Source organism: Streptacidiphilus alkalitolerans (assembly GCF_042511045.1).
In the GTDB taxonomy this organism is placed as follows: domain Bacteria; phylum Actinomycetota; class Actinomycetes; order Streptomycetales; family Streptomycetaceae; genus Streptacidiphilus; species Streptacidiphilus alkalitolerans.
Genome location: NZ_JBHEZX010000015.1, coordinates 14,282 through 39,960, shown reverse-complemented (window position 1 = coordinate 39,960; position 25,679 = coordinate 14,282). Strand labels below are relative to the sequence as shown.

General features: G+C 72.0%; 25 protein-coding genes. 18 read left to right on the top strand and 7 right to left on the bottom strand.

Features of this window, described 5'->3' with window-relative positions:
- Positions 1–128: 128 nt before the first annotated feature.
- Entirely contained in the window at positions 129–347 is a 219-nt protein-coding gene (locus ACEZDG_RS28190; protein ID WP_380514535.1) for a helix-turn-helix domain-containing protein, read from the bottom strand.
- Positions 348–480: 133 nt separating this feature from the next.
- Positions 481–1,320 carry an alpha/beta fold hydrolase gene (locus ACEZDG_RS28185; RefSeq protein ID WP_380514533.1) on the bottom strand — a complete coding sequence of 280 codons (840 nt, stop codon included), beginning with the start codon at positions 1,318–1,320 and terminating at the stop codon, positions 481–483.
- A 117-nt stretch (positions 1,321–1,437) separates the two neighbouring features.
- Between ACEZDG_RS28185 and ACEZDG_RS28180 the strand changes: the two genes are divergently transcribed.
- From ACEZDG_RS28180 to ACEZDG_RS28125, 12 genes are all read left to right on the top strand, one after another.
- Entirely contained in the window at positions 1,438–2,094 is a 657-nt protein-coding gene (locus ACEZDG_RS28180) for a TetR/AcrR family transcriptional regulator (RefSeq protein ID WP_380514531.1), read from the top strand.
- Positions 2,095–2,103: 9 nt separating this feature from the next.
- Positions 2,104–2,949 carry a methyltransferase domain-containing protein gene (locus ACEZDG_RS28175; protein WP_380514529.1) on the top strand — a complete coding sequence of 282 codons (846 nt, stop codon included), beginning with the start codon at positions 2,104–2,106 and terminating at the stop codon, positions 2,947–2,949.
- Between the two features lie 208 nt (positions 2,950–3,157).
- Positions 3,158–3,919, top strand: a complete 762-nt coding sequence (locus tag ACEZDG_RS28170) for a DeoR/GlpR family DNA-binding transcription regulator (RefSeq protein WP_380514526.1) — start codon at positions 3,158–3,160, stop codon at positions 3,917–3,919.
- 135 nt (positions 3,920–4,054) lie between these two features.
- Positions 4,055–5,419 (top strand): ABC transporter substrate-binding protein, encoded by a 1,365-nt coding sequence (locus ACEZDG_RS28165; protein ID WP_380514524.1) that lies wholly within the window; start codon positions 4,055–4,057, stop codon positions 5,417–5,419.
- Between the two features lie 207 nt (positions 5,420–5,626).
- On the top strand, positions 5,627–6,463 hold the full coding sequence (locus ACEZDG_RS28160) for a carbohydrate ABC transporter permease (RefSeq protein WP_380514949.1): 837 nt from the start codon (positions 5,627–5,629) through the stop codon (positions 6,461–6,463).
- Positions 6,464–6,498: 35 nt separating this feature from the next.
- The gene (locus tag ACEZDG_RS28155; protein WP_380514946.1) at positions 6,499–7,335 is read left to right on the top strand and encodes a carbohydrate ABC transporter permease; all 837 of its coding nucleotides are present in this window, start codon (positions 6,499–6,501) and stop codon (positions 7,333–7,335) included.
- On the top strand, positions 7,332–8,330 hold the full coding sequence (locus tag ACEZDG_RS28150) for a zinc-dependent alcohol dehydrogenase family protein (RefSeq protein ID WP_380514521.1): 999 nt from the start codon (positions 7,332–7,334) through the stop codon (positions 8,328–8,330). Before ACEZDG_RS28155 ends, ACEZDG_RS28150 begins: the two co-directional genes overlap by 4 nt.
- Before the next feature lies 1 nt (position 8,331).
- A complete protein-coding gene (locus ACEZDG_RS28145; RefSeq protein ID WP_380514518.1) occupies positions 8,332–9,336 on the top strand; it encodes a carbohydrate kinase family protein in 1,005 nt (334 codons plus the stop codon).
- Between the two features lie 109 nt (positions 9,337–9,445).
- A complete protein-coding gene (locus ACEZDG_RS28140) occupies positions 9,446–9,934 on the top strand; it encodes a universal stress protein (RefSeq protein WP_380514515.1) in 489 nt (162 codons plus the stop codon).
- Between the two features lie 50 nt (positions 9,935–9,984).
- Positions 9,985–10,728 (top strand): dienelactone hydrolase family protein, encoded by a 744-nt coding sequence (locus tag ACEZDG_RS28135; RefSeq protein ID WP_380514512.1) that lies wholly within the window; start codon positions 9,985–9,987, stop codon positions 10,726–10,728.
- A gap of 2 nt (positions 10,729–10,730) precedes the next feature.
- Positions 10,731–10,997, top strand: a complete 267-nt coding sequence (locus tag ACEZDG_RS28130; RefSeq protein WP_380514510.1) for a DUF6295 family protein — start codon at positions 10,731–10,733, stop codon at positions 10,995–10,997.
- A gap of 163 nt (positions 10,998–11,160) precedes the next feature.
- A complete protein-coding gene (locus ACEZDG_RS28125) occupies positions 11,161–12,711 on the top strand; it encodes an MDR family MFS transporter (protein WP_380514507.1) in 1,551 nt (516 codons plus the stop codon).
- Between the two features lie 4 nt (positions 12,712–12,715).
- On the opposite strand, the gene ACEZDG_RS28120 is transcribed toward ACEZDG_RS28125, so the two are convergent.
- Entirely contained in the window at positions 12,716–13,165 is a 450-nt protein-coding gene (locus ACEZDG_RS28120) for a universal stress protein (protein WP_380514504.1), read from the bottom strand.
- Between the two features lie 197 nt (positions 13,166–13,362).
- Here ACEZDG_RS28120 and ACEZDG_RS28115 point away from each other — a divergent pair, with 197 nt between their 5' ends.
- Positions 13,363–13,746: a MarR family transcriptional regulator gene (locus tag ACEZDG_RS28115; protein WP_380514502.1), complete on the top strand. Its 384-nt coding sequence runs from the start codon at positions 13,363–13,365 to the stop codon at positions 13,744–13,746.
- On the opposite strand, the gene ACEZDG_RS28110 is transcribed toward ACEZDG_RS28115, so the two are convergent.
- Positions 13,743–15,149, bottom strand: coding sequence for a GDSL-type esterase/lipase family protein (locus ACEZDG_RS28110; protein ID WP_380514499.1), 1,407 nt, complete (start codon positions 15,147–15,149; stop codon positions 13,743–13,745). The genes ACEZDG_RS28115 and ACEZDG_RS28110 overlap by 4 nt on opposite strands.
- Positions 15,150–15,168: 19 nt before the next feature.
- Positions 15,169–16,152 (bottom strand): aldo/keto reductase, encoded by a 984-nt coding sequence (locus ACEZDG_RS28105; RefSeq protein WP_380514498.1) that lies wholly within the window; start codon positions 16,150–16,152, stop codon positions 15,169–15,171.
- 151 nt (positions 16,153–16,303) lie between these two features.
- Between ACEZDG_RS28105 and ACEZDG_RS28100 the strand changes: the two genes are divergently transcribed.
- Positions 16,304–17,938 carry a purple acid phosphatase family protein gene (locus ACEZDG_RS28100; protein ID WP_380514495.1) on the top strand — a complete coding sequence of 545 codons (1,635 nt, stop codon included), beginning with the start codon at positions 16,304–16,306 and terminating at the stop codon, positions 17,936–17,938.
- Positions 17,939–17,969: 31 nt separating this feature from the next.
- Here the strand turns inward: ACEZDG_RS28100 and ACEZDG_RS28095 are convergent, their stop codons facing one another.
- Positions 17,970–18,839 (bottom strand): LLM class F420-dependent oxidoreductase, encoded by an 870-nt coding sequence (locus tag ACEZDG_RS28095; RefSeq protein WP_380514494.1) that lies wholly within the window; start codon positions 18,837–18,839, stop codon positions 17,970–17,972.
- 90 nt (positions 18,840–18,929) lie between these two features.
- The gene (locus ACEZDG_RS28090) at positions 18,930–19,664 is read right to left on the bottom strand and encodes a winged helix-turn-helix domain-containing protein (RefSeq protein ID WP_380514492.1); all 735 of its coding nucleotides are present in this window, start codon (positions 19,662–19,664) and stop codon (positions 18,930–18,932) included.
- A 467-nt stretch (positions 19,665–20,131) separates the two neighbouring features.
- Here ACEZDG_RS28090 and ACEZDG_RS28085 point away from each other — a divergent pair, with 467 nt between their 5' ends.
- From ACEZDG_RS28085 to ACEZDG_RS28070, 4 genes are read left to right on the top strand one after another with little or no spacing between them, the layout of a single operon-like run.
- Positions 20,132–21,775, top strand: a complete 1,644-nt coding sequence (locus ACEZDG_RS28085; protein WP_380514490.1) for an ABC transporter substrate-binding protein — start codon at positions 20,132–20,134, stop codon at positions 21,773–21,775.
- Between the two features lie 13 nt (positions 21,776–21,788).
- Positions 21,789–22,745 carry an ABC transporter permease gene (locus ACEZDG_RS28080; RefSeq protein WP_380514487.1) on the top strand — a complete coding sequence of 319 codons (957 nt, stop codon included), beginning with the start codon at positions 21,789–21,791 and terminating at the stop codon, positions 22,743–22,745.
- Entirely contained in the window at positions 22,742–23,602 is an 861-nt protein-coding gene (locus ACEZDG_RS28075; protein ID WP_380514484.1) for an ABC transporter permease, read from the top strand. The genes ACEZDG_RS28080 and ACEZDG_RS28075 overlap by 4 nt, the downstream gene beginning before the upstream one ends.
- A complete protein-coding gene (locus ACEZDG_RS28070) occupies positions 23,596–25,671 on the top strand; it encodes a dipeptide ABC transporter ATP-binding protein (protein ID WP_380514482.1) in 2,076 nt (691 codons plus the stop codon). The genes ACEZDG_RS28075 and ACEZDG_RS28070 overlap by 7 nt, the downstream gene beginning before the upstream one ends.
- Positions 25,672–25,679: the final 8 nt, after the last annotated feature.

The following is a 25,679-nucleotide window of genomic DNA, read 5'->3' as shown; positions in this document are numbered from 1 at the left end:
GATTCTGCGCCAGGGCGGGGGCCTTGCCGCAAGCCCCCCAGTGCGCTATACGTTAGAAGTGGAAAGAAGTGGCTAATCCCCTTTCCCTCACACCCTCGTCGCGGTCAAGCACCGGAATTGACGCAGGGTCAGCTGGCCAGCATCTTCTGGATCGCCTGCCGGCTGACACCCAACTCCCGTGCGATGTCGGCCTGTGACAGGCCCTCGCGCAGGAGGCCCTGCATCAGCCGCCTCCGTTCCGCGGAGTACTCCCGGGCCAGCCGGGTGTGCCTGATGGCCTCGGCCCGCACCTCGCGGATGCGGTCGAAGGTCTGCTGATGCGTGGGAACGTTCTCGTCGGTTGCCATGCGGGCATCATGTCAACCCCCCGTTGTCAATGTCAACCCATGGTTGTCAAAACACTGACGGCAACAGCGGCCGTGGCCGCGCGGGTGTCGATCCCCCGCGCGGCCACGGCCGGGTCAGCGGCTCACCGCCGGCTCAGGAGGTGTGCCGCGCCGCCTCCTCGATGACCGCCGTCACCTTGTTCGGGTGGGAGATCAGCGACAGGTGGGAGGCGTTCAGCTTGGTGATGGTGGCTCCGGCCCGCTTGGCCATGAACTCCTGCGCGGCGGGCGGCACCGCGTGGTCGGCAGTGCCGACCACGGCCCAGCTGGGAATGCTGGTCCAGGCCGGTGCGCCGGACTCCTCGCCCAGCGCGGAGGCCGCCAGCGGGCGCTCGGTGGCGGCGAGTTCGGCGGCCTGACCGGCCGACAGGTCGTTGGCCATGATCTCGCGGAACTGCGCCGGCTTGATGTAGACGTCGACGACGCCGTCGGCCGACGGGACGAAGTTGAGGGCGTCAGGGACGACCTCGCTGCCCGGGAACTGGGCGCTGAGGCTGTTCAGGCTCTCGCCCTGGGCCGGGATATAGGCGTCGACGTAGACGAGTGCCTTGACGTTGGTGTTGCCGGTGGCGGCGTTGGTGATGACGAAGCCGCCGTAGGAGTGGCCGACCAGGACGATCGGCCCGGGGACGGTGGCGAGGTAGCTGGCGAGGTAGGCCGAGTCGCTCGCCGCACCCCGCAGCGGGTTCGGCGGCACGTCGACGGTGTAGCCGTCGTGCTGCAGGTCGCGGACGACGCCGCTCCAGCTCGAGCCGTCCGCCCACGCGCCGTGCACCAGCACGACCGTCGGCTTGGCCGCCGCCGGGTGGCCCGACCTGGCGCCGGTGGCGCCGGAGGCCGTCGAGGCGGGGATGATCGCGGCCGCGAGGACCAGGGCGGCGCCCAGTAAGGCGAACCGTCCTCCGCGCAGACGCAGGTTCAGCGGAAACTGCATGGTCGTTCCCTTCCAGGTAGACTTACCAGTAACTCCACCTCACAGTAGCACGTCGTCCTGGGCGCGGGAACGACCGAAGACGCGTCACAATCGGGGGAGGATGGAATGGTGAACCACATGACACAGCAGCACTCCGACCCGGCGCGCACCGATCCGGCAGCGACCGATCCGGCGCAGACCGGCCCGGCGCAGACCGGCAAGCCCTCGATGCGGCAGCGAATCATCGAGGCCGCGACGGAGCTGTTCTATACGCAGGGCATCCGGGCGGTGAGCGCGGAGAAGATCATCGCCAGGGTGGGGATCACCAAGGTGACCTTCTACCGGCACTTCCCCACCAAGGACGACCTGATCGTGGCCTATCTCGAACGTCGCGCCGCCTGGGAGCGCGACGCCGTCGGCGGAGCCCGGCGGGCCGCCGCGGGCAACGCCTGCGAGGCGTTCCGGATGATCGCCGAGGGGATCGGCGCCGAGAGCTGCGGCCCGGGCTTCCGAGGCTGCCCCTTCATCAACGCCGCGGCCGAGTACGCCGAAGCCGAGCACCCGGTCCGGCAGGTCGTGGACTCACACCGCCGCTGGTTCAAGGGCACCATCGAGGAGATGCTCCAGGAGCTCCACGTGGCGGACGCCTCCGGCGTCGCCGACCAGTTGGTGATGCTGCGGGACGGCGCCATGGTCGGCGGCTACCTCGGCGACCCGCAGACCATCGCCCGCTCCCTCTACAACGGGGGCCGTGCCGTGGTCGAGTTCCACGCCCCCCAGGACGCGCCGTCCTAGAGTTGGCGCATGGGAGATCCGCGGCCGACTTCGGCGTTCCACGCAGACAATATGTCGGCCACGGCCACCGACCGGCTGGTCGGCGCGCTGGACGCGCAGGCGGCGAACGCCGGCGTCCGGAACCTGCGCGCCTGGGCGCACCGCGGTCTGGCCGCGCGTCCCGGCGAGCGGGCCCTGGACATCGGGGCCGGGACCGGATCGGAGACCCAGGTGCTGGCCTCGGCGGTCGGCTCCGGCGGTGACGCGACCGGGGTCGAGCCCCATCCCGGGCTGCGCGAGGTCGCCGAGCAGCGGGCCTCAGCGAGCGGCAGCACCGCCCGCTTTGTCGACGGCAACGCGCTGGACCTGCCGGTGGCGGACGCCGCGGTCGACCTGGTCTGGTGCGAGCGGGTGTTCCAGCACCTCGACGAGCCGGAGCGGGCCGCGGCGGAGATCGCCCGGGTGCTCCGGCCCGGCGGCCGGGTCGCCCTGCTCGACAGCGACTGGGGGACCACGCTGCTCCACCCCGGCGAGCCCGCCGTCGTCGCGGCGCTGACCGGTGGCGCCCTGGCCGCGGCGGCCAATCCGCAGGCCGGACGGAGGCTGCCGGCCCAGCTGGCCGAGGCCGGTCTCGTGGTCGACGAGATCGGCTCGCAGGCGCTGGTCCAGGACCACCGCCGGGTCAACTGGGCGATCGTCCGGATGCTGGCCGAGACGGCGGTGCGCCGCGGGCTGATCACCGAGGAGCAGCGGGACACCCTCTACGCCGACCTCACCGCGGCCGCCGCGAAGGGCGCGCTGCACATGTCCGTCACCATGTTCGGCGTCCTCGCGCACCGCCCCGGCCCCGCCCCACAGACATCGGGCAGCGAATGAGGGCAATCGGGCACATCCCGCCCCGGTGATATGCATGAACATGCCAGCACGCTGCGCACTCCCGGTTTTCCGATCGGGCAGATCCGGGCAACGTATTGCCCGGTCTGGGCCGGTGCACCGGCCCGGGGCGACGGTATAAATCTCTTACGGGCAGAACCGGGCCCCGGACACCCGAACGGGCACAACGCTGGGAGGAGGGATTCCACGGATGCGGGCAGAGGAGCGGCAACACCGACTGCTCGTCCTCGCCCGTCATGAGGGCCGGGTGGAAGTCGCCACCGCGGCCACCGATTTCGGGGTCGCCCCGGAGACCATCCGCCGCGACCTGAGCGAGTTGGAGCGCAGGGGCCTGGTGCGCCGCACCCACGGTGCCGCCTACCCCGTCGAGAGCGCGGGCTTCGAGACCAACCTGGCCCAGCGGGTCACGCTCCACGTCGAGAACAAGCGCCGGATCGCCGCCGAGGCGGTCAAACTCATCGGCGAGGCGGAGACCGTCTTCGTGGACGAGGGCTACACCCCGCAGATCCTGGCCGCGCTCCTGCCCAGCGACCGGCCGCTGACGGTGGTGACGGCCTCGCTGTCCACGGCCGCGGCCATCGCCGACTCCCCCAATACGACGGTGCTGCTGCTGGGCGGCCGGGTCCGAGCCCGGACCCTGGCCACCGTGGGCTCCTGGGCCTGCGCCATGCTCTCCGGCTTCGTCATCGACCTGGCGTTCCTGGGAGCGAACGGGATCTCCCGGGAACTCGGCCTGACCACACCCGACCCGGTCGTGGCCGACGTCAAGGCCAAGGCCCTCCAGGTGTCACGCCGACGCATCTTCCTGGGCGACCACAGCAAGTTCGGAGCCATCAGCTTCTGCCGCTTCGCGGAGGTCTCCGACTTCGAAGCCATCGTCACCGACAACGGACTGTCCGGTGCCGAGGCCCACCGCTACGCGCTCCTCGGCCCGCAGGTCATCCGGGTCTGAGCCCCGCCCCACCCCGCTTCGACAACCCGCGGCCGATCGGCCGCCGGGCAGCCCCGCCATTGCCTCACCCAGCCGTACCCCCACCCACCTTCTGCCCGGTCCCATCCGGCCGGGTCCCTCGCGAAGGGGAACACCATGACAATCAGACCGAGCATCCTGCGGCGCACCGTCCCGATCGGGGCCATGGTGCTGTGCGGCGCCCTCCTCGCGGGCTGCGGCGGCGCGGGCGGGGCCGGCGGCGGCTCCGCGGCGCACTCCGTCAATGTGCTGATGGTCAACAACCCGCAGATGCTTGACCTGCAGAAACTGACCGCGGCCAACTTCACCAAGTCCACCGGCATCAAGGTCAACTTCACGGTCCTGCCCGAGAACGACGTCCGCGACAAGATCAGCCAGGACTTCGCCAGCCAGGCCGGCCAGTACGACGTGGCCACCATCAGCAACTACGAGACCCCGATCTTCGCCAAGAACGGCTGGCTCAGCCCGCTCAGCGCCGACGCGGCCGGCGACAGCAGCTTCGACCAGAGCGACATCCTGCCCACCATCGCGGCCTCGCTGACCTACCAGGGCAAGGTCTACGCCGAGCCCTTCTACGGCGAGTCCTCGTTCCTGATGTACCGCAAGGACGTCTTCGCGGCCAAGGGGCTGACCATGCCCGCCAATCCGACCTGGACCCAGGTCGCCGACCTGGCGGCGAAGGCGGACGGGGCGCAGCCCGGGATGAAGGGCATCTGCCTGCGCGGCCAGCCGGGTTGGGGCGAGGTGATAGCCCCGCTGACCACCGTGGTCAACACCATGGGCGGCACCTGGTTCAACTCCGACTGGTCGGCCCAGCTGACCGGCCCGGGGTTCACCAAGGCGACCAACTTCTATGTGAACCTGGTCCGCGCCCACGGCGAGCCGGGAGCGCCCCAGTCCGGCTTCACCGAATGCCTGAACGACCTGGAGCAGGGCAAGGTCGCCATGTGGTACGACGCCACCTCCGCGGCCGGGTCGCTGGAGGGCAGCGGCTCACCCGTCGCCGGGAAGATCGGCTACGTGCCCGCGCCGGTCGAGCAGACCAAGAGCTCCGGCTGGCTCTACAGCTGGGCCTGGGGCCTGCAGAAGAGCAGCAAGCACCAGGACGACGCCTGGAAGTTCATCTCCTGGGCGTCGAGCAAGCAGTACGAGGCCCTGGTCGGCAACACCCTGGGCTGGTCCCGGGTCCCGGCCGGCAAGCGCACCTCCACCTACGCCGACCCGCAGTACCTGGCCTCCGCGGGACCCTTCGCCGCCGCCACCAAGACCGCCATCGAGAGCGCCGACCCGGCCCAGCCCGGCGTCCAGCCCAGGCCCGCGGCCGGGATCCAGTTCGTCGACATCCCCGAGTTCGAGGACCTGGGCACCCAGGTCTCGCAGCAGATCAGCTCGGCCATCGCCGGGCAGACCAGCGTCGCCCAGGCCCTGACGGCCAGTCAGGCCCTCGCCGCCAAGGTCGGCGCCAAGTACTCCGGCAAGTAGCCGCCCGCCCGCCCACCCCTGATTGCCTCCCGGCCCGCTCCCCCGGGTCGGGAGGCCGCCCGCGGACCGGAGAGACCCATGAGTTTTCCCTCGACCGCCGGACGTCTGCGTCCGGCCCCGCACAGACAGACCGACCCGCCCCTGTCACTGACGAAGCCCCGTGGCGCCTGGGCCCGGCGGGCCCCGCTGCTGCCGGCCCTGATCTTCATGATCGTGGTCACCCAACTGCCCTTCGTGGGAACCGTGGTGATCTCCTTCATGCGCTGGAACGCGCTGGACCCTTCCGACCGCGGCTTCGGCGGCGTGGCGAACTACAAGTCCGCGTTCACCGACCCGTCGCTGCGCTCCTCGATCGTCACCACCGTGGTGCTGACCGTGGCGGTGGTCCTGGTCAGCCTGCTGCTGGGGCTCGGCCTGGCGCTGCTGCTGGACCGGAAGTTCCTCGGCCGGGGCATTGTCCGCACCCTGCTGATCACCCCCTTCCTGGTCGTCCCGGTGGCCTCGGCGCTGCTGTGGAAGCACGCGATCTACAACGCCACCTACGGGCTCCTCAACGGCACGCTGACCTGGGTCTGGAGCCTGTTCGGCAGCAGCCGCGCACCGCAGCCGGACTGGCTCTCCAGCATCCCGCTGATCTCCGTCGAGGCGTCACTGGTGTGGCAGTGGACCCCGTTCATGATGCTGATCCTGCTGGCCGGGCTGCAGAGCCGGCCGATGGACGTGGTCGAGGCGGCCCGGGTGGACGGGGCGGGCACCTGGCAGGTGTTCCGCTACCTCACCTTCCCGCACCTGCGCCGCTACCTGGAACTGGCCGCGCTGCTCGGCAGCATCTACGTGGTCCAGAACTTCGACGCGGTGTTCACCCTCACCTCCGGCGGCCTGGGCACCGCCAACCTGCCCTACACCGTCTACGAGACCTTCTACCAGGCCCACGACTACGGTCAGGCCTCCGCCGAGGGCGTGATCGTGGTCATCTGCTCCATCGCCATCGCCACCTTCGCGCTGCGCAGCGTCTCATCGCTGTTCCGAGAGGAGTCACTGTGACGACGACGGCCGCGGCAGCGACCACCCACGCCCCGATCACCCGTTCCCCCGTGCGCCACCGCCGCAGCGTGCTGGGCCTGCTGGCCTGGCTCTGCGGGCTGGTGTTCTTCCTGCCCTTCGCCTGGATGGTGCTGACCTCGCTGCACAGCGAGTCCAACGCGGCGACCAACCCGCCGAGCGTCGGCGCGGGTCTGACGCTGCAGGGCTACCGCGAGTTCTTCGGCGCCAGCTCGGGGGTCAGCCCCTGGCCGCCGCTGATCAACTCGCTGACCGCGAGCGTCGCCTCCACCCTGCTGGTGCTGGCCCTGGCGATCCCGGCCGCCTACGCGCTGTCGATCAAGCCGGTGCGCAAGTGGACCAATGTGATGTTCTTCTTCCTCTCCACCAAGATGATGCCCGCCGTGGCCGGACTGCTGCCGGTGTACCTGATCGCCCAGCACGCCGGGCTGCTGGACAACATCTGGCTGCTGGTCATCCTCTACACCTCGATGAACCTGCCGATCGCGGTGTGGATGATGCGGTCCTTCCTGGCCGAGGTGCCCAAGGAGATCCTGGAGGCCGCCGCCATCGACGGCGCCGGACTGCTGACCACTCTGGGCCGGATAGTGGCGCCGGTGGCCGCGCCCGGCATCGCCGCGACCGCGCTGATCTCCTTCATCTTCAGCTGGAACGAACTGCTCTTCGCCCGAGTGCTGACCGGCGTCGTCGCCGGCACCGCACCGGTCTTCCTGACCGGCTTCGTCACCAGCCAGGGGCTGTTCCTGGCCAAGGTCTGCGCCGCTGCCGTCTGCATCTCCCTGCCGGTGCTCGTCGCCGGGTTCGCCGCCCAGGACAAGCTCGTCCAGGGCCTCTCCCTTGGAGCAGTCAAGTGAAGGCAGCTGTCATCAGCTCACCCGGCGTGGTGGGGATCGAGACCGTCGAGGACCCGGCGCCGGGGCCCAGGGACGTGGTGGTCAAGGTCTCCGCCTGCGGCCTGTGCGGCACCGATCTGCACATCCTGCAGGGCGAGTTCGCGCCGACCCTGCCGATCGTCCCGGGCCATGAGTTCGCCGGCGAGATCGTCGCGATCGGCGCCGAGGCCCGCCGGCTGAACCAGGTGGCCGTGGGGGACCGGGTGGCGGTGGACCCCTCGCTGTACTGCCACGAGTGCCACTACTGCCGGCTGGGACGCAACAACCTCTGCGAGCGCTGGGCCGCGATCGGCGTGACCGCCCCGGGCGGCGCGGCCGAGTTCGCGGTCGCCCCGGCCGCCAACTGCGTCCGGCTGCCGGACCACATCCGCACCCGGGACGCGGCACTGATCGAACCGCTGTCCTGCGCCGTGCGCGGCTACGACATCCTGCGCAGCCAACTGGCCACCAATGTCCTGATCTACGGCTCCGGCACGATGGGCCTGATGATGCTGGAACTGGCCAAGCGCACCGGCGCCGCCACCGTGGACGTGGTCGACGTCAACAGCGAACGGCTGGCCACGGCCAGGTCCCTGGGCTGCAGCAACGCGGCCACCTCGGCCGACGAGATCGAGCGCCCGCGCGGCTGGGACGTGGTCATCGACGCCACCGGTAACGAGAAGGCGATCCAGGACGCCCTGGGACGGGTCGGCAAGGGCGGCACCTACCTGCAGTTCGGCGTCTCCCCCTACGAGGCGCGGGCCACCATCGAGCCCTACCGGATCTACAACCAGGAGATCACCATCACCGGCTCGATGGCCGTGCTGCACAGCTACGAACGCGCCGCGGACCTCTTCGCGGCCGGAGTGCTCGACCCGGAGGTCTTCATCAGCGACCGGCTCCCACTGGACGACTACGCCGCCGCGCTCCAGCAGTTCCAGGCCGGCCGAGGCCGCAAGATCCAGGTCGTCCCCTGAGATGCCCGATATACCTGACGCATCGTCAACTGCACTGCCAGTCCTGGTCGTCGGCGAAGCACTCACCGACGTCCTGGTCGATCCGGACGGCCGCCGCCGCGCCTGCCCCGGCGGAAGTCCGGCCAATGTCGCCCTGGGGCTGGCCCGGCTCGGCCACCCGGTCAAGCTGGCCACCCTGGTCGGCCGGGACCACTTCGGCCGACTGCTGCAGGCCCACCTGGGCGGCAGCGGCGTGCTGCTCACCGAGGGCTCGGTCACCGGCGGGCCGACCTCCACCGCCACCGCCAGGATCGACCCGCGCGGCGCGGCGAGCTATCAGTTCGACATCCGCTGGGACCCGGCCCCGGCCGCCGTCGACCCGGCCCGCACCGGTCCGATCGCGCATCTGCACACCGGATCGATCGCGGCGGCCCTGGCCCCCGGCGCCGCCCGGGTACTGGCCGCGGTCCACGCCGCCCGGCCCGGGGCCACCGTCTCCTACGACCCCAATCTGCGGCCCGCCCTGCTGGCGGCGGCGGACGTCGAACGGCCGCGCGTCGAAGAGCTGGTCGCCGCCAGTGACCTGGTCAAGGCCAGCGACGAGGACCTCGGCTGGCTCTACCCCGGCCGGAGCGTCCGGGAGGTGGCGGCCCGCTGGGTCCGGTCGGGGCCCGCGCTGGTGGTGGTCACCCTGGGCGCCGCCGGGGCGCTGGCCGTGTGGCGGCACCGGCAGTTGGCGCTGCCCGCGGCGCCGGTGCAGGTCAGCGACAGCGTGGGGGCCGGCGACGCCTTTATGTCCGGGCTGATCGGCGGGCTGCTCCGGGCCGGGCTGCTCGGCGCAGCCGCACCGGAGGTGCCCTCGGCCCGGACCAGGCTGCGGGAGGCGACGGGCGGCGCCCAGCCGCCCCCGGAGCTGGTCCGGGCGCTCTCGCTGGCGATCCGCGCCGCCGCCCTCACCTGCACCCGTCAGGGCGCCGACCCGCCGACCGGGGCCGAGCTGCGGCAGTGGACGCCGGTGGGCAGTTGACCCGGGGCAGTTAGTTGACCCGGGGCAGTTGACCCGGGCCGTCGGCCGCCCTTCCCGGCGCCGGTGTGGCAGGGTGGCTGGGCAGGCAGCGATGGGAGGCTGACGACCCGTGACCGTACTCGTCTGGATCACCGAGGGCACCTGGCAGGCCGCCGTGGACGCCGCCCGGGCCCACGCCCCGGCCGGCGCCGAGGTCACCCTGTTGCACGTCACCGGGGACGACATCGCCGCGACCGCCCACGGCTCCTTCGCCGGGCTGCTCGGCCGCGGCCACCGCGAGCGCGACCCCGGGGACCAGTTGGAGGTCCTGTCCGTGAGCGCGGTGACCGCCCTGCTGGACGCCGCGGCCGAGCGCCTCGGCCGCCCGGCGGCCCGGTCGCAGGCCCACGGCCGGGTCGAGCGCGAGGTGGTGCGGGCCGCCGAGGGCGCCGAGCTGCTCATCTGCGCCCGGGACGGGGACCGCCACCGCCTGGGCCCGCGCAGCCTGGGGCACACCACCCGCTTCGTGGTCGACCACGCCCCCTGCCCGGTGCTGCTGGTCTGGCCCGGGGCGGCACCGGACCTGGGCTCGATCCCGCCCCCGCCGGACCGACCGTGATCAAGCCATCAGTAAAACTGTTCAGTACAGACTTATGATATAGGTGTCCCATGAGTGATTCCCTGACTGCGGAAACTGTTCGGATCGCCGGTCACGGCGGCGACGAGGTCGAGGCCTACCTGGCCCGGCCCGAAGGCGGCGAGCGGCGCGGCGGCGTCGTCGTCATCCACCACATGCCCGGATACGACCGGGGCAGCAAGGAGATCGTCCGCCGCTTCGCCGAGCTCGGCTACGACGCGATCTGCCCCAACCTCTACTTCCGCGAGGCGCCCGGTGCCGCACCGGACGACGCCGCCGCGGTCGGCCGCGCCAACGGCGGCGTGCCGGACCCCCGCCTGATCGGCGACGTCGAGGGCACCGCCGCGTACCTGCGCGCGCTCCCCACGTCCAACGGCAAGGTCGGCGTGATCGGCTACTGCTCCGGCGGACGCCAGAGCGTGCTGGCCGCCTGCAACCTGGACCTGGACGCCGCCGTGGACTGCTACGGCGCCTTCGTCACCGGCATCGTCCCGGAGGGCTTCCCGCTGCGGATCACCAACCTGGTCGACCAGCTGCCGCAGCTGCGCGCACCGCTGCTCGGCCTGTTCGGCGCCGAGGACCAGTACCCCACCCAGGCACAGGTCGCCGAGCTGGAGCAGATCCTCACCGCCAACGGCAAGGACTTCGAGTTCCACAGCTACGAGGGCGCGGGCCACGCCTTCTTCTCCACCGACCGGCCCTCCTACAACGTCGCCGCCGCCAACGACGGCTGGGAGCAGATCAGCACCTTCTACGCCAAGCACCTGGGAGCCTGACCATGTGCACCTACACCACCGTCAAGGAGACGATCGACGGCAGCGCCAAGGGGCCGAACGGCTCCTGGTTCCACGTCACCGACGTGACCGTGTACTTCGACCACCCGGTGCACGCCATGGCCGAGCACACCCTCAACATCGACTTCGCGGACCCGTCCAAGGGCCCCGCCGCGCGGGTCGCCCTGGAGCTGACCGCCGAGTCCGGACGCCGGCTGGTCGCCGCCATCCAGGAGGCGCTGGCCGCGGTCCCCGCCGAACTGGCCGTCTGACGACCCGCTCGTCCTCCCGCCGGGTGCGCCCGGGGCTTAACCGCCCCGGTGCGCGCCCGGCGGTTCTGCTTGACGCCTCCCTGGAGTGGGCCTAACGTCGGTGCCTGATCTAAACTAGCCGGGCGGCAAGTAAGTGCTCGGACCCTGCGAGAGGGAGAAGCCAATGGCTGATACCAAGCCGCTGTCCACGGCGGAGGCCGACGCTCCTGTCGTCCTCGGCCGCTCCGTCTACATCGCGGTGTTCGGGCTGATGCTCGGCATGCTGATGGCGATGCTCGACAACCTGATCGTCAGCACCGCGCTGCCGACCATCGTCGGCGACCTCGGCGGACTCTCCCACCTCTCCTGGGTGGTCACCGCCTACGCCCTCGGCGCGGCCGTGACCACGCCGGTCTGGGGCAAGCTCGGCGACCTCTACGGCCGCAAGCCGATCTTCATGATCGCCATTGTGCTCTTCCTGATCGGCTCGGCGCTGACCGGCCTGGCGCAGAACATGGACCAGCTGATCGCCTTCCGCGCGCTGCAGGGCCTGGGCGCGGGCGGCCTGATGGTCGGCGCCATGGCCGTGCTCGGCGACCTGGTGCCGCCCCGCGAGCGCGGCCGGTTCCAGGCGATGATCGGCGGCATGATGCCGGTCGCGTTCGTCGGCGGCCCGCTGGTCGGCGGCCTGCTGACGGAGCATCTGAGCTGGCGCTGGTGCTTCTACATCAACCTCCCGCTGGGCATCGCCGCGCTGCTGGTCACCGGCCTGGGCATGAAGCTGCCGCGCCAGCACATCGAGGCCAGGATCGACTACCTGGGCGCCGCGCTGCTGGGCCTCGGCGTGGTCGCGATCACCCTGGTCGCCTCCTGGGGCGGCAACCAGTACGCCTGGGGCTCGACCGTCATCATCGCGCTGGCCCTCGGCGGTGTGGTGGCGCTGATCGCCTTCGTCTACTCGCAGAGCAGGGTGGCCGAACCGATCCTGCCGCCGTCGATGTTCCGCGACCGCAACTTCACCACCGCCCAGATCATCAGCTTCCTGGTCGGCGCGGCGATGTTCGGCGCCATCAACTTCCTTCCGCAGTACCTCCAGTACGTCCGCGGCGCCTCCCCGACCGCGAGCGGACTGCTGCTGCTGCCGCTGATGTTCGGGATGCTGGCGGTGATGATCGGCAGCGGACAGGTGGTCTCCCGCACCGGCAAGTACCGCACCCTGATGCTGGTCGGCGGCGCGGTGATGACCGCCGGCATGGCCCTGCTGCTGGTGCTGAAGGTGGACACCAGCACGGTGTCGGCCTCGCTGCTGACCACCGTGCTCGGCCTGGGCATGGGCTTCCTGATGCAGAACACCATGCTGATCACCCAGAACAGCGTCCCGCTGCGCAACATGGGGGCCGCCAGCGGCGCCGTCACCCTGTTCCGCACCGTCGGCGGCTCGCTCGGCATCGCGGTCTTCGGCTCGCTCTACACCCAGCGCCTCACCAGCTCGCTCACCAAGAGCCTGGGCCCGTCCGGCCACCAGCTGGCCGCCAACGGGACCAGGATCCCGCCCTCGGCGCTGCCCGGGCTCCCGGCCCCGGTGCAGCACGCCTTCAAGGTCGCGGTCACCGACGGCCTGCACAGCGTGCTGATCGGCGGCACGGTGCTGGCGCTGCTGACCTTCCTGGTCACCTTTCTGATCCGCGAGGTCCCGCTGCGCTCCGGCGCGGCGCCGGGCGCCCCGCTGGAGTAGCGGCTCACGGGACCACGGTCACCGGCCAGCGCCGGGCCTTGACCAGCCGCACCGCGGCCGAGCCGAGGACCCGGTGGCCCAGGCCCTTCGAGGCCCCGACCACCACCGCGTCCGCCCGCAGTTCGTCGGCCAGTTGGGACAGCGCCGCCACCACGTCGGCGCCGACCACCCGGTGGAACTCCCAGCGCAGGGCCCGGACCTCGGCCATGCCGGCCAGCCCGGCCCGCATCCGTCCGCAGATCGCGTCGGCCGCGGCCAAGTCGGACTCGGCGGTCACCGTCGAGATCCCGGCCACGGCGGCCATCGAGGACACCGGCTGCACATAGACCATGGCGAGCAGCGCGCCCTGACGGCGCGCCAGCCCGACCGCGTAGGCCGCCGCACGCCAGGACGGGTCGGAGCCGTCCACGCCGACCACTATCACCCTGGGGCCGTCCGTCCCGCACTCGAACACCGTGGCACCCCTCCCGGGTCCGGCCCGGCGCGGCGCCCGTGGACGCCGGCGAGGAGCCGAGTGATACTTAGTTTACGTGCGCTAAGTACTATCGGGTAAGTACCCGGGCCCGAACGGACGAGGAGACAACGATTCAGACCCCTCCCGAGACCGACCAGGACACCGAGGTCACCCGGCTGCGGCTGGCCATCGCCCGGATGTACCGGCAGATGGCCCAGGCCTCCCACACCCAGGACCTCACCTTCGCCCAACTGTCGGCGCTGGCCCGGATCGAGGAGCACGGCCCGCTGCGGCTGGGCGAGCTGGCCGCCAAGGAGTGCGTCACCGCGCCGTCGATGACCCGGACCCTCACCGCGCTGCGCTTCGGCGGCCTGATCGAGCGCACCTCCGACCCCAGCGACGGCCGCTCCGCCCTGGTCACCGTCACCCGCCGGGGCGCCGCGCTGCTGCTGAGGCTGCGTCAGGAGCGCTCCGAGCTGCTCACCGGCCGGGTCGCCCGGCTCACCGGCGAGCAGCGGGAGACCCTGTGGTCCGCCGTCGGGATCCTGGAGCTCCTGGTCACCCCCGAGGACGAGTCCTAAGGTGTGGCGCTCGGGGTCGGCGGTGTCGGGGGCGGCTTGGACAGGGCCTGCTGGTCGGCGAGGGCGATGGCGAGTTCGCCGGCCGCGGTCGGGTGCAGCGGGGCGTTGGCGTCCAGGCCCTGGACGAAGGACTGGTCGCTGCAGAGCTGGTGCCCCTCGAAGTGCTGCGGCACGTCGGTGAAGTCGAAGGTCCCGGCGCCCTGCCGGAGCACGGTGTTGAGGGTGTCGAGGCGGGATTGCAGGATCTTCGCCTTGGCGGTGGTGATGCCCTGGGACTTCAGGCAGTCGACGTTCTCGCCGAACGGGTTGTAGTACTCGTTGACCAGCACCCGCGGGTGCTGCGGCAGCGCGGCCAGATCGCCGAGCAGCTGGTAGTAGTCGGTGGCGAAGCCGGCGATCTGCTGCTGGAAGTAGGCGGTGGAGGCCCGGTCGTCGCAGGCGTCGGCCGCCGCGCACAGCGCGGTCAGCGCGGACCAGTGGATGTCGTTGGCGCCGATGCTGACGATGACCACCGACGCCTTGGCGGCCTGCGCGGCGACCGAGAGCTGGGAGGGCGCCTCGGCGGTGCCCAGCTGCTGCGGGCCGAGCAGGCCGTCGCGGATGGTGGCGCTGCTGCAGGCCAGGTTGAGCGTGTTCCACCCGTTCACCGCGCCCAGGTAGACCGCGTAGGAGTCCCGGCTGCGCCCGCAGGCCTTGTCCAGCGCGTCGGGGTGCTCGACCAGGGGGTTGCCGATCGCGGCGGCGGTGGAGTCGCCGAGCACCACCGCCTGGACGCCCTTGAGGACCGGACCGTTGCGGGCCGGCGGAGCCGTCGGGCTCTGTCCGACCAGGTCCGCGATGCTGCGCACCTGCCGCAGCGCCTTCGGCGTGGACGAGGCCAGCAGATAGACGCCGACCGCGTTCAGGGCGCACACCGCCGCCACCGCCGCGGCCAGCGTGCCGAGCATCAGCCGGCGGCTGGAGCGGCGGATCCCGGCGATGGCGACCGCGACCAGCGCCGCGAAGCCCACCGCGATCAGGGTCTCCCAGAGCAGGTAGCGGGTCCAGCCCGCGGTGAGCGCCCGGCTCAGCCCGGCCTCGGCCGCCCGCTGCTCCCCCGGCTTGGTGATCGTGCTCGCCTGGGCGTTCAGGGAGATATGAGTGAGCCTCAGCCGCGGCCGGATCGGCCCGTCGAACCGCGGCTGGGTGGGGACGACCTCGCCGAAGAGGTCGAGCTCACCGGGCCCGGACAGGCTCAGGCTCGGCGAGGCCGCTCCCACCTGCACGCTCTGGCCGACTGCGGACACCGACTGCAGCGGGGTGACCCGCACCGACAGCCAGACCGAGAGCGCCGCGACGACCAGCAGCACGACGAGGGCGGAGATCACGGACAGCACACGGCGCTGCCACCGACGCATGGGCATCCCTCCGATTCGTCCGGTGTCACCAGCGGTGGTGCACCTGGTCCCGGATCCGCCGGTCGTAGAGCGCGCGGACGGCGCTCAGGGTGGCTTCCGGCAGCGCCGGGACGGCGGCGGCCCGGGCGTTGGCGCGGGCCTGCTCGGTCGACCGCGCGCCGGGGATCACGGTGCTCACCCCCGGCTGCTGGATGATCCAGCGCAGCGCGGTCTGCGCGGGGGTGGTGCCGGGCGCGGCCAGGGCCGAGAACTCGGCGGCGGCCTCCACCCCGGTGTCGTAGTCGACCCCGGCGAAGGTCTCGCCCTGGTCGAAGGCCTCGCCGTGGCGGTTGTAGCTGCGGTGGTCGTCGGCGGCGAACACGGTGTCGTGCCGGTAGCGGCCGGAGAGCAGCCCCGAGGCCAGCGGGACCCGGGCGATGATGCCGACCCCGGCCGCCTCGGCGGCGGGCAGCACCTGGTCCAGCGGCTTCAGCCGGAAGGCGTTGAAGATGATCTGCACGGTCGCGGTACCGGGCCGGGCGATGGCCTCCAGTGCCTGTTCGCAGGTCTCCACGCTGACCCCGTAGGCGGCCACGGAGCCCGACTCCACCAGCGCGTCCAGGGCGTCGAACACCGCGTCCGACTCGATCACCGCGCTGGGCGGGCAGTGCAGTTGCACCAGGTCCAGCCGGTCAACGCCCAGATTCTGCCGGGAACGGTCGGTCCAGGCACGGAAGTTGGCGGCGGTGTAGTGCTCCGGCAGCTGCTCGGCCCGGCGTCCCATCTTGGTGGCGGTGAACACCCCGGCGCCCGGATTCTCCTTGGTCCAGCGGCCGATGACGCGTTCGCTGCGCCCGTCGCCGTAGACGTCGGCGGTGTCGAAGAAGGTCACGCCCTCCTCGGCGGCGGCGTCCAGGACGGCCAGCGCGTCCTTCTCCTCGACCTGGCCCCAGTCGGCGCCGAGCTGCCAGGTGCCCAGGCCGACGACCGAGACCTCGCGGCCGAGACGGCCCATGATTCGCTTGTCCATGCTGACATTCTCGCAGGTCGATGATCCGCACCGGAAACCGCGACGCGGATGAGTCGTCCGCCGCACGGACGTCCGCAAGACGGTATTCACCGGGCGGCCATGAGCTTCCACCAGGGTTCGGTAGTCTGCCGCGCCAATCTGGAGGAACCCGATGGACTCAGAGCTTGAGACGCCCCAGCCTTCCGCGCTGTCCACTCCGTCCGACCAGGCCGAGCCGTCCGGGGGGCTCTCCCGTCGGCACGCCCTCGGCCTGCTGGGCACCGCCGGCGCCGGCGCCGTCGCGGTACCGCTGCTCGGCGCCGGGACCGCCGCGGCCGACGCGCCGATCGGCGCCCCCGCGTTCAACCCGACCCCGGACACCGCCGGCGCCCCGCCGGTGCAGGGCCTGCACCTGACCTTCGGCGCGGACCCGCGCACCCAGATGGTGGTCTCCTGGCTGACCGACGGACCTGTCAAGAAGCCGCGGGTGCTCTACGGCACGCTCAAGCACGGCTTCGGCTCCAGCGCCGACGCGCGGACCCGCACCTACGTCGACGGCAAGTCCGGCCGCACGGTGTACGTGCACCACGCCGCGCTGAACCGGCTCAGCCCCGGCACCGACTACCTCTACCTGGTGTCGCACCAGGGCAGCACCCCCGACAGCGGCAACTTCCGCACCGCCCCCAGCGGCCGGGCGCCGCTCACCTTCACCAGCTTCGGCGACCAGTCCGCCCCGCAGGTGACCTGGACGGCCGACGGCACGGTGGGCCTGGACGCCAACTCCACCCCCGCGACCAAGGACATCGTCAGCGGGATCGAGCAGGTGGCGCCGCTGTTCCACCTGCTCAACGGCGACCTCTGCTACGCCAACCTGGACGTCGACCGGGTCCGCACCTGGAACAACTTCTTCACCAACAACACCCGCTCGGCCCGCTTCCGCCCGTGGATGCCCGCGGCCGGCAACCACGAGATCGAGTCCGCCAACGGGCCGATCGGCCTCGGCGCCTACCAGACCTACTTCTCGCTGCCCTCGACCGAGACCGACCCCGAGCTGGCCGGTCTCTGGTACGCCTTCACCGCGGGCTCGGTCCGGGTGATCGTGCTGCAGAACGACGACAACTGCCTCCAGGACGGCGGCGACGTCTACATCAGCGGCTACTCCGGCGGCCGTCAGCTGGCCTTCCTGGAGAAGGAGCTGCGCGCGGCCCGGGCCTCCCGGGAGACCGACTGGATCGTGGTCGCCATGCACCAGGTGATGATCAGCTCCTCCGACGCCAACGGCGCCGACCTGGGCCTGCGTCAGAAGTACGGCCCGCTGTTCGACAAGTACGGGGTGGACCTGGTGGTCTGCGGCCACGAGCACAACTACGAGCGGTCGCTGGCCGTCCGCGGCGTGGTCACCAGCAGCGAGACGCTCACCCCGAACCCGGTGTCGACCGCCACCGACGACATCGACACCTCGCTCGGCACCGTCCACATGATCCTCGGCGGCGGCGGTGTGTCGGGCACGACCAACCAGGCGTTCTTCAAGGACGGCACCGCGAAGGTGATCACCGCCGTGGCGTCCAGCGCCCCGACCGGCTCCAAGCGCGCCGCCACCTACGTCAAGGAGCAGGCGATCTGGACCGGGGTGCGCGACCTGGAGCACCCCTACGGCTTCGCCGCGTTCACGGTCGACCCGGGCCGCTTCCCCGGCGACACCACCCGGCTGCACGTCACCTACTACAACGTCAACAAGCCGCACGGCGAGCTCTCGGTCTTCGAGAAGTTCACCCTGCACCGCAAGCGTTCGGACGGGCACCGCTGACCCGGCGTCACCGCCGGGCCAACGCGACCCTCTACGGCCGGCCGAGCTCCAGCAGCTCGGCCAGCCGGCGCCAGCCGTCGCGCGGCAGACCGGGCTGGTCGCCGCCGGTGACCAGTTGCAGCGCCAGATGGTCCGCGCCCGCCGCCAGGAACTCCTCGGCGCGGGCGCGGACCGCGTCCGCGTCGCCCCAGGCGAACAGGGCGTCGACCAGCCGGTCGCTGCCGCCGTCCGCGAAGTCCTGCTCGGAGAAGCCCAGCCGCAGCAGGTTGCCGGTGTAGTTGGGCAGTTGCAGATAGCGCGCCAGGTAGTCGCGGCCGGTGCTGCGGGCCCGCTCCGGGTCGGCGTCGAGCACCACCTTCACCTCGGGGGCGAGCAGCGGGCCCGGGCCCAGCGCCGCCCGCGCCTCGGCCGTGTGCTCCACGGTGACCAGGTACGGATGGGCCCCGGCGGTCCGCTCCCCCGACAGCCGCAGCATCTTCGGGCCGAGCGCGGCCAGTACCCGGGCCTCGGCCGGGACCGGGACCGGGGCGGCGTCGAGCGCGTCCAGGTAGGCGACCATCGCCGAGTACGGGCGCTGGTAGCGGTCGCCGGCCAGCAGCGCGTGGCTGGCGCCGAGGCCGAGCAGGAACCGGCCGGGATGGGCGGCGGCCAGCTCGGCGGTCTGCGCGGCGACGTCCGCCGCCTCCTCGTCCCAGATGCTGAGGATGCCGGTGGCGACGGTCAGCGAGTCCGTGGCCGCGATCAGCGCCGCCGCGTGCCGGACCGAGCTGCTGCCGCCGATCCACACCGCGCCGTAGCCGAGCTTCTCCAACTCCTGGGTCGCCGCGAGGACCTCGCCGTCCGCGGACGAGCCCTTCACCTGCAATGCCGAACTCCAGATACCGAACCGGCCGAGAGACATGGACCACTCCTGTTCAGAACAGTGCGTACACCTGCGGCAACCCGGCCCCTGCCGCAGGGTATTCCCGGCCCCGTCCCCGCCGCGATCGGCTCAGGCGGGTTCCGGGGCCGGGCGGGCGCGGAAGCGGAAGCCGACGCCGCGCTCGGTGGTGAGCAGTCCGGCCGCGCAGGGTTCGAGCTTGCGGCGTATCCGGTGCATGTGCAGGTCGACCGAGCGGCTGCGGCTGCCGGACCAGTCGCCGATGCTGCTCCGCAGCTCGTCCCGGGTGACCACCCGCCCGTTGCTCCGCAGCAGTTCGCTGACCAGTCGGAACTCCAGCGGGGTCAGCGCCACCGGCCGGCCTTCCACCAGCAGCCTGCTGCCGGTGGGGTCCAGGATGATCCGGCTGGACACCGCCGCGACATAGGAGCCGGTCATCGTCGGCCCCGGAACGACCGGCAGGCCGGCCTCCGCCCAGGCCTCGAAGCCGCCGATCACATCGGTGGCCCGGTGCAGCCCCAGGTCGTGCAGGCCGGCCGCGGCGAGGCTGGAGGTGTAGCCCTGCGGGCAGACCAGCACCACCCGTAACGAGTGGTCCGCCGCCTCCTCGATCCGGGAGCCGCTCTGCGGATCGAGCCGCCATTCCAGCACATTGCGTTCCAGCACCAGCGATCCGGGGATCTCGCCCTGCACCCGTCGCTGCAGCTCGGAGCGGAGGTCCACCAGCAGCGCGCCCTCGGCCTGCGCGCAAGCCGCCTGACTCGGCGTCAGCCGTTGCAGCCGGGCCCGGGCGTCCCGCAGCAACTGCTCCACCGAGCGGTACGTGCCTGTCTGCTGAGGCTGCATGTCTGACTGCTCCTGGGCCTGATCCGGAGGCGACACCGACGCTGACTGCTGCCGCAAGGGCGACAGCGCTCGGTGGTGCACATGGGGCTCGTGGTGGAGGTCACGGGGCCAGCCTACGTGAACGGTCGGGCTCGGCACACGAACTGTGTCTCGATTCCGAAACACTCCATCCATTGTGGCCGGACCGCGCCCGCTGCTATCAATGACCTTGTGACCAGGACCGAGACGCTGACCCGGAGACTCCACGTGGACCTCCAGCGGGTCGGCGCGTCCGTGTGTCCGCTCTGCCGCCGATAGGCCCGGCCTTTCCCGCTCCTCGCACCGCGTTCCCCCGCGCACCGCAGCACCACACCGGCCCGCGCTCCCCCGCAGTGAGCTTTCTCCGCCCGTAGCCGTCCCCGGCCGAAACCGAGGACAACTGCGGGCCGCCCGACGTATCCGCCCACTCGACTCCACGGAGACCTCCGATGTCCGAGACCCCCACTGCCGACGCTCCGTCAGAACGCTGGCAGGACCGGCTTCCTGGCGCCACCCGACGCGGATTCCTGGCCGCCGGCGCCGGCGGTGCGATCGCCGCGCTGCTCGCCGCCTGCGGTTCGCAGAGCTCCGGCGGAACGGCCGCCAAGCCGGGCAAGGGAGGCAGCGGTGGCGCGGCGAGACGCGGCGGCACCCTGCGTGCGGGCTCGCCACCGCCGCCCACCGCCGTCGACCCGGTGACCGCCTACGACGGCACCTCGGTCGCCCTGATCCAGCTGGTGGCGGAGTACCTGGTCTGGCTGGACGAGGACTTCAAACTGGTCCCCAAGCTGGCCACCGCCTGGAAGTCCGACCCCGCCGCCAAGGTCTGGACCTTCACCCTGCGCAAGGGCGTGACCTTCTCCGACGGCACCCCGCTGGACGCCGCCGCGGTCAAGGCCAGCTTCGACCGGCTGCTCGACCCGAAGAACAAGTCCTCAGCGCTCTCCGCCTTCGACACCGTGCTGGGGCAGGGCGGCGTCAGCGCCCCCGACGACTCCTCCGTCGTCTTCACCCTGAAGCGCCCGTTCTCCGACTTCCCCTACCTGGTCTCCGCCGGGAACTACAACGCGGTGATCCTCAAGAAGGACTACGCCGGGAACTTCACCAGCAAGGCGATCGGCACCGGACCGTTCCTGCTGAAGTCCTACGACCTTTCCACCGGCGCGGTGTTCACCCGCAACCCCTCCTACTGGGACGCCCCCAAGCCCTACCTGGACGGGGTGGACATCACCTTCTTCGCCGACGACCAGGCCGACCTGGTCGCGCTGCAGAGCGGCAGCATCGACGTGCAGGTGATCAGCCAGCCCGACCTGGTGCAGCCGCTGGCCGCCGCGGGCGGGGACATCACCGTCGACCAGGTCCAGAGCACCGGCGTGACCGTGCTGACGCTGCGCACCGACAAGGCCCCGTTCGACCGCAAGGAGGTCCGGCAGGCCGTCGCCTACGCCCTGGACCGGCCCGCGATCAAGACGGGGGTGGCCGCGGGCGTCGGCGACCTGGGCAACGACCACCTGTTCGCCCCGCTGTTCCCGGCCGCGCCCAAGGACATCGAGCAGCGGGCCAAGGACCAGGCCAAGGTCACCCAGCTGCTGCAGACGGCCGGGGTCGGCAGCCTGCGCTTCACCCTCACCTTCGACCCGCCGAACAAGAACTACGCGGTGACCATCCAGAGCCAGCTCAAGCAGGTCGGCATCACCGTCGATTTGGACCAGCGCTCCTCCAACGACTTCTACGGCGGCGACCAGGCCAAGGACACCCCCTGGCTGTTCACCACCGCCAACCTGGTCGCCTGGGCCGGCCGTCCGGTGCCGAGCCAGTTCATCACCCCGATGGTGAAGAGCGGCGCGGTGTGGAACGGCTCCAAGTACGCCAACAAGGCGCTGGACGACGCCGCCGACGCCTACGACGCGGCGACCACCGACACCGCCCGCGCCGCCCAGGCCGAGATCATCGCCAAGGCGCTGCACGAGGACGTGCCGATCATCGTCAGCTACTGGGCCGGAACCGTGCGCGCCTTCAACGGCAGGAAGTTCACCGGCATCAAGGCGCACCCCAGCGAGTTCGTGGACTTCAGCACGGTCTCCCAGGTCTGAGGGGGCCGCCGCGATGAGGTCCTTCCTGCTCCGCCGGCTGGCCGCCGTCCCGCTGACCCTGTTCCTGCTGTCGTTCCTGGTCTTCGCCGCCACCCAGGTGCTGCCCGGCGACGTCGGCCGGACCGTGCTCGGGCACGAGGCGAGCGACGCCTCGGTGCGCCAGCTGGACCACCAACTCGGCCTGGACCGGCCGATACTGAACCAGTACGGGCACTGGCTCAGCCAGTTCCTGACCGGGAACTGGGGCACCTCCTACACCCTGCACACCCCGGTCAGGGAACTGCTGCTGACCCGGCTCGGGCACTCGCTCCAACTCGCCCTGTTCGCCTTCGTCCTGCTGGTCCCGATCGCGCTGACGCTGGGCGTGCTGGCCGGTCTGTACCACGACCGCCCGCTGGACCGGGTGATCAGCACGGCGGGCCTGGCGCTGGGCGCCACACCGGAGTTCGTCACCGGCGTGGTGCTGCTGGTGGTGTTCTCGGTGAACCTGCACTGGCTGCCCGCCTCCGCACAGACCGAGCCGGGACAGGGCGGGCTCGGCCAGACGCTCTATCACTTCCTGCTGCCCGCAGTCTCGTTGGTGCTGGTCTGCCTCGGTTATGTGGCCCGGCACGTCCGTGCGGGCACCATCGCCGTGCTGTCCGGGCCGCATGTCCGCGCGGCCCGGCTGCGCGGACTGCCGGAGCGCCGGGTGGTGCTGCGGCATGTGCTGCGCAACGCCACCGTCCCGGCGACCAGTGCGCTGGGGGTGCAGCTGCAGTACCTGCTCGGCGGGATCGTGGTGGTGGAGCTGCTGTTCAACTACCCCGGCGTCGGCGCGCTACTGCTGCAGTCCGCGGTGGACAAGGACCTGCCGACGCTGCAGGCCACCGCCATGGTGCTGGGCCTGCTCTACATGCTGGTGGTGCTGCTGGCGGACCTGGCCTACCGGCTGCTCGACCCCCGGGTGCGGCTGGGGGTGGCCGCGTGACCGCGCTCACCGTACCCGCCGAGGCGACGGCCGGGGCGCCCGCGCCGCGCCGGCGCCGACCGCAGCTGCTGCTGTGGCTTGGCACCGGCGTCCTGGTCGCCTGGACCCTGGTGGCGCTGCTCTGGCCGCACTTCGCGCCCTACCCGCCGGACGCCCAAGCGCCGCAGGACCGCTTCCTGGCTCCGGGCACGGCGCACTGGCTGGGCACCGACCAGTTCGGCCGGGACGTGCTGTCCCGGATGCTGGCCGGCTCGCGTCCGGTGATCGAGGTCGCGCCCGCCGCCACCGCGATCGCGGTGCTGGCCGGCACCGCGATCGGCCTGGTCACCGGTGCCTACGGCGGCTGGCTCGACGAGGTGGTGATGCGCATCGTGGACGCCGCCGTGGTGTTCCCTGCGATCATCGCGGCGGTGCTGTTCGTGGCCCTGCTGGGCCACTCGGTGGTGGTGCTGCTGCTGGTGATCGGCACCGCGCTGGTCCCGCTGGTCTCCCGCAGCGTACGGGCGGCCACCCTGGTGGAGCGTGAGAAACCGTATGTGGAGGCGGCCAGGCTGCGCGGTGAGCCCGGCCTCTCGCTGCTGCTGCGCGAGCTGCTGCCCAACATCCGCGGCACCGTGCTGGTCGAGGCCACCTCCCGGCTGGGCGACGCGGTGTTCGCCGCGGCGACGCTGTCCTTCCTCGGCCTCGGCCAACCGCCCGGCTCCCCGGAGTGGGGGTCGACCATCGCCGACAACCGGGTCTGGCTGCAGAACGCGCCCTGGACCGTACTGGCCCCAGCGCTGGCCATCGCCACCCTGGTGGTGGGCGTGGCGCTGGTGGCGGACACGCTCAGGAACAGAAGGGACCGAGCATGGTGACCCCGCCGGAACCGCGGACCGAAGCGCTGCCGCAGACGGAGGGCCTGCGCGTGGAGGGGCTGAGCATCAGCTATGACTCGGCGTCAGGCCCGGCCCAGGTGCTGCACGACGTGTCCTTCCGGGTCGCCCCCGGCGAGATCTTCGGGCTGGTCGGCGAGTCCGGCTGCGGCAAGTCGACGCTGGCCTACGCGCTGGCCCGGCACCTCGCCCCCGGCGGCCGGATCCTCGGCGGGCGGATCCGCCTCGACGGCACCGACCTGCTCGCCCTCGACCCCCGCGAGTTGCGCCGCTGGCGCGGCTCCGATCTGGCCTTTGTGCACCAGGATGCGGCCGGGGCGCTGGACCCCACCATGCGCATCGGCGCCCAGTTGGACGAGGTGCTGCGGCAGCGCGGCCTGACCCGGGCCCAGTCCTCCGCCCGCACCCTGGAGCTGCTGCGCCAGGTCCGGCTGCCGGACCCGCAGGCGGTGGTCCGCCGCTACCCGCACCAGCTCTCCGGCGGCCAGCAGCAGCGCGTGGTCATCGCCGCCGCCCTCGCCGTCGAACCCCGGCTGCTGGTCCTGGACGAGCCGACCACCGGCCTGGACGCCTCGGTCGAGCACGAGGTGCTGAGCCTGCTGGCCGAACTGCGCCGGGATCTGCGGGCCTCGGTGGTCTTCGTCAGCCATGACCTCGGCCTGGTCGGCCGGATGTGCGACCGGGTCGGGGTGCTGTACGCGGGGCGGCTGGTCGAGGTGGGCCAGGTCGGCCCGGTGCTGGACGCACCGGCCCACCCGTACACCTCGGGGCTGCTCGGCGCGGTGCCGCAGCTCGGCACCACCCGGCGGACCCGGCCGCTGCGGCCGATCCCCGGACGGCTGCCGCTGCCCGGCGCCGCCGAGCCGGGCTGCGCCTTCGCCCCGCGCTGCGCCTGGGCCGAGGACGCCTGCCGCGCGGAGGAGCCCGCGCTGGACACCGCCGTCCTGCCCGGACGCGCGGTGCGCTGCCTGCACCCGCTGCGCTCGGCCCCCGAGCCGGTACCGCTGCTGCCCCCGCAGAAGGCCGGGGACCGTGCCGGGGCCGCCGACGACGCCGGGCCCGCGGTCCTGCTGGAGGCCCGCGGCCTGGTCCGCGGCTTCGGCCGCAGCACGGTGGTGGACCAGGTTGATCTGACCATCCATCAGGGCGAGGTGCTGGGGCTGGTCGGCGAGTCCGGCAGCGGCAAGACCACGCTGGCCCGGGCCGTGGCCGGGCTCGGCCCGGACGGGGCCGGCACGCTGCGGCTGCACGGGCGCGCGCTGCCGTCCCGGCTGTCCCGGCGCAGCCCGCAGGACCGGCGCCGGGTGCAACTGGTGTTCCAGAACCCGGACACCGCGCTGAATCCCAGTCACACCGTCAGAACCGTGCTGACCAGGGCGCTGCGCACGCTCGCGGGTCCGGAGGGCCCCGGCCCGCTGGACCGGCTCACCGAGCGCACCAGGATCGACGCCGACCTGCTGGACAGCAGGCCGGACCGGCTCTCCGGGGGCCAGCGGCAGCGGGTCGCCATCGCCCGCAGCTTCGCCGGCGAGCCCGAACTCGTGGTCTGCGACGAGCCGGTGTCCTCGCTGGACGCCAGTGTGCAGGCGGGCGTGCTGGAGCTGCTGGCGGAGCAGCGCGACCGCACCGGCACCTCGTACCTCTTCATCTCCCACGACCTCGCCGTGGTCGGCTACCTGGCCGACCGGATCGCGGTCATGTACCGGGGGGTGATCGTCGAGGAGGGGCCCGCCGCGGAGGTCCTGCACGGCCCGTCCCACCCCTACACGGCGGTGCTGATGGAGGCGGCCTCGCGGACCGTCGGCAGTTCCGCCGCCGCCCTGCCCGAACCGCTGCCGGAACCGCTGCCCGCGGCCTCCCGCCGCGCGGGGCACCCGGGCGGGTGCCGCTTCGCCGAGCGCTGCGCGCTGCGCATCGACGGCCTGTGTGCCGAGGTCCGGCCGCCGGAACGGGTGGTCGGGCCGGGACACCTGGTCCAGTGCCATCTGGAGGTCGAGTCGCTGCCGGTGTGGCGCACCGAGGCCACCGTCGCCGCGGCCGACCCGCCGTAAAGCCTGTC

Bases quoted from the DNA above. Each gene is read 5' to 3' on its own strand.
- ACEZDG_RS28190 (WP_380514535.1), bottom strand. From the start codon at position 347: ATGGCAACCGACGAGAACGTTCCCACGCATCAGCAGACCTTCGACCGC.
- ACEZDG_RS28185 (WP_380514533.1), bottom strand. From the start codon at position 1,320: ATGCAGTTTCCGCTGAACCTGCGTCTGCGCGGAGGACGGTTCGCCTTA.
- ACEZDG_RS28180 (WP_380514531.1), top strand. From the start codon at position 1,438: ATGACACAGCAGCACTCCGACCCGGCGCGCACCGATCCGGCAGCGACC.
- ACEZDG_RS28175 (WP_380514529.1), top strand. From the start codon at position 2,104: ATGGGAGATCCGCGGCCGACTTCGGCGTTCCACGCAGACAATATGTCG.
- ACEZDG_RS28170 (WP_380514526.1), top strand. From the start codon at position 3,158: ATGCGGGCAGAGGAGCGGCAACACCGACTGCTCGTCCTCGCCCGTCAT.
- ACEZDG_RS28165 (WP_380514524.1), top strand. From the start codon at position 4,055: ATGACAATCAGACCGAGCATCCTGCGGCGCACCGTCCCGATCGGGGCC.
- ACEZDG_RS28160 (WP_380514949.1), top strand. From the start codon at position 5,627: ATGATCGTGGTCACCCAACTGCCCTTCGTGGGAACCGTGGTGATCTCC.
- ACEZDG_RS28145 (WP_380514518.1), top strand. From the start codon at position 8,332: ATGCCCGATATACCTGACGCATCGTCAACTGCACTGCCAGTCCTGGTC.
- ACEZDG_RS28135 (WP_380514512.1), top strand. From the start codon at position 9,985: ATGAGTGATTCCCTGACTGCGGAAACTGTTCGGATCGCCGGTCACGGC.
- ACEZDG_RS28130 (WP_380514510.1), top strand. From the start codon at position 10,731: ATGTGCACCTACACCACCGTCAAGGAGACGATCGACGGCAGCGCCAAG.
- ACEZDG_RS28125 (WP_380514507.1), top strand. From the start codon at position 11,161: ATGGCTGATACCAAGCCGCTGTCCACGGCGGAGGCCGACGCTCCTGTC.
- ACEZDG_RS28115 (WP_380514502.1), top strand. From the start codon at position 13,363: ATGTACCGGCAGATGGCCCAGGCCTCCCACACCCAGGACCTCACCTTC.
- ACEZDG_RS28110 (WP_380514499.1), bottom strand. From the start codon at position 15,149: ATGCCCATGCGTCGGTGGCAGCGCCGTGTGCTGTCCGTGATCTCCGCC.
- ACEZDG_RS28105 (WP_380514498.1), bottom strand. From the start codon at position 16,152: ATGGACAAGCGAATCATGGGCCGTCTCGGCCGCGAGGTCTCGGTCGTC.
- ACEZDG_RS28100 (WP_380514495.1), top strand. From the start codon at position 16,304: ATGGACTCAGAGCTTGAGACGCCCCAGCCTTCCGCGCTGTCCACTCCG.
- ACEZDG_RS28095 (WP_380514494.1), bottom strand. From the start codon at position 18,839: ATGTCTCTCGGCCGGTTCGGTATCTGGAGTTCGGCATTGCAGGTGAAG.
- ACEZDG_RS28090 (WP_380514492.1), bottom strand. From the start codon at position 19,664: ATGCAGCCTCAGCAGACAGGCACGTACCGCTCGGTGGAGCAGTTGCTG.
- ACEZDG_RS28085 (WP_380514490.1), top strand. From the start codon at position 20,132: ATGTCCGAGACCCCCACTGCCGACGCTCCGTCAGAACGCTGGCAGGAC.
- ACEZDG_RS28080 (WP_380514487.1), top strand. From the start codon at position 21,789: ATGAGGTCCTTCCTGCTCCGCCGGCTGGCCGCCGTCCCGCTGACCCTG.
- ACEZDG_RS28070 (WP_380514482.1), top strand. From the start codon at position 23,596: ATGGTGACCCCGCCGGAACCGCGGACCGAAGCGCTGCCGCAGACGGAG.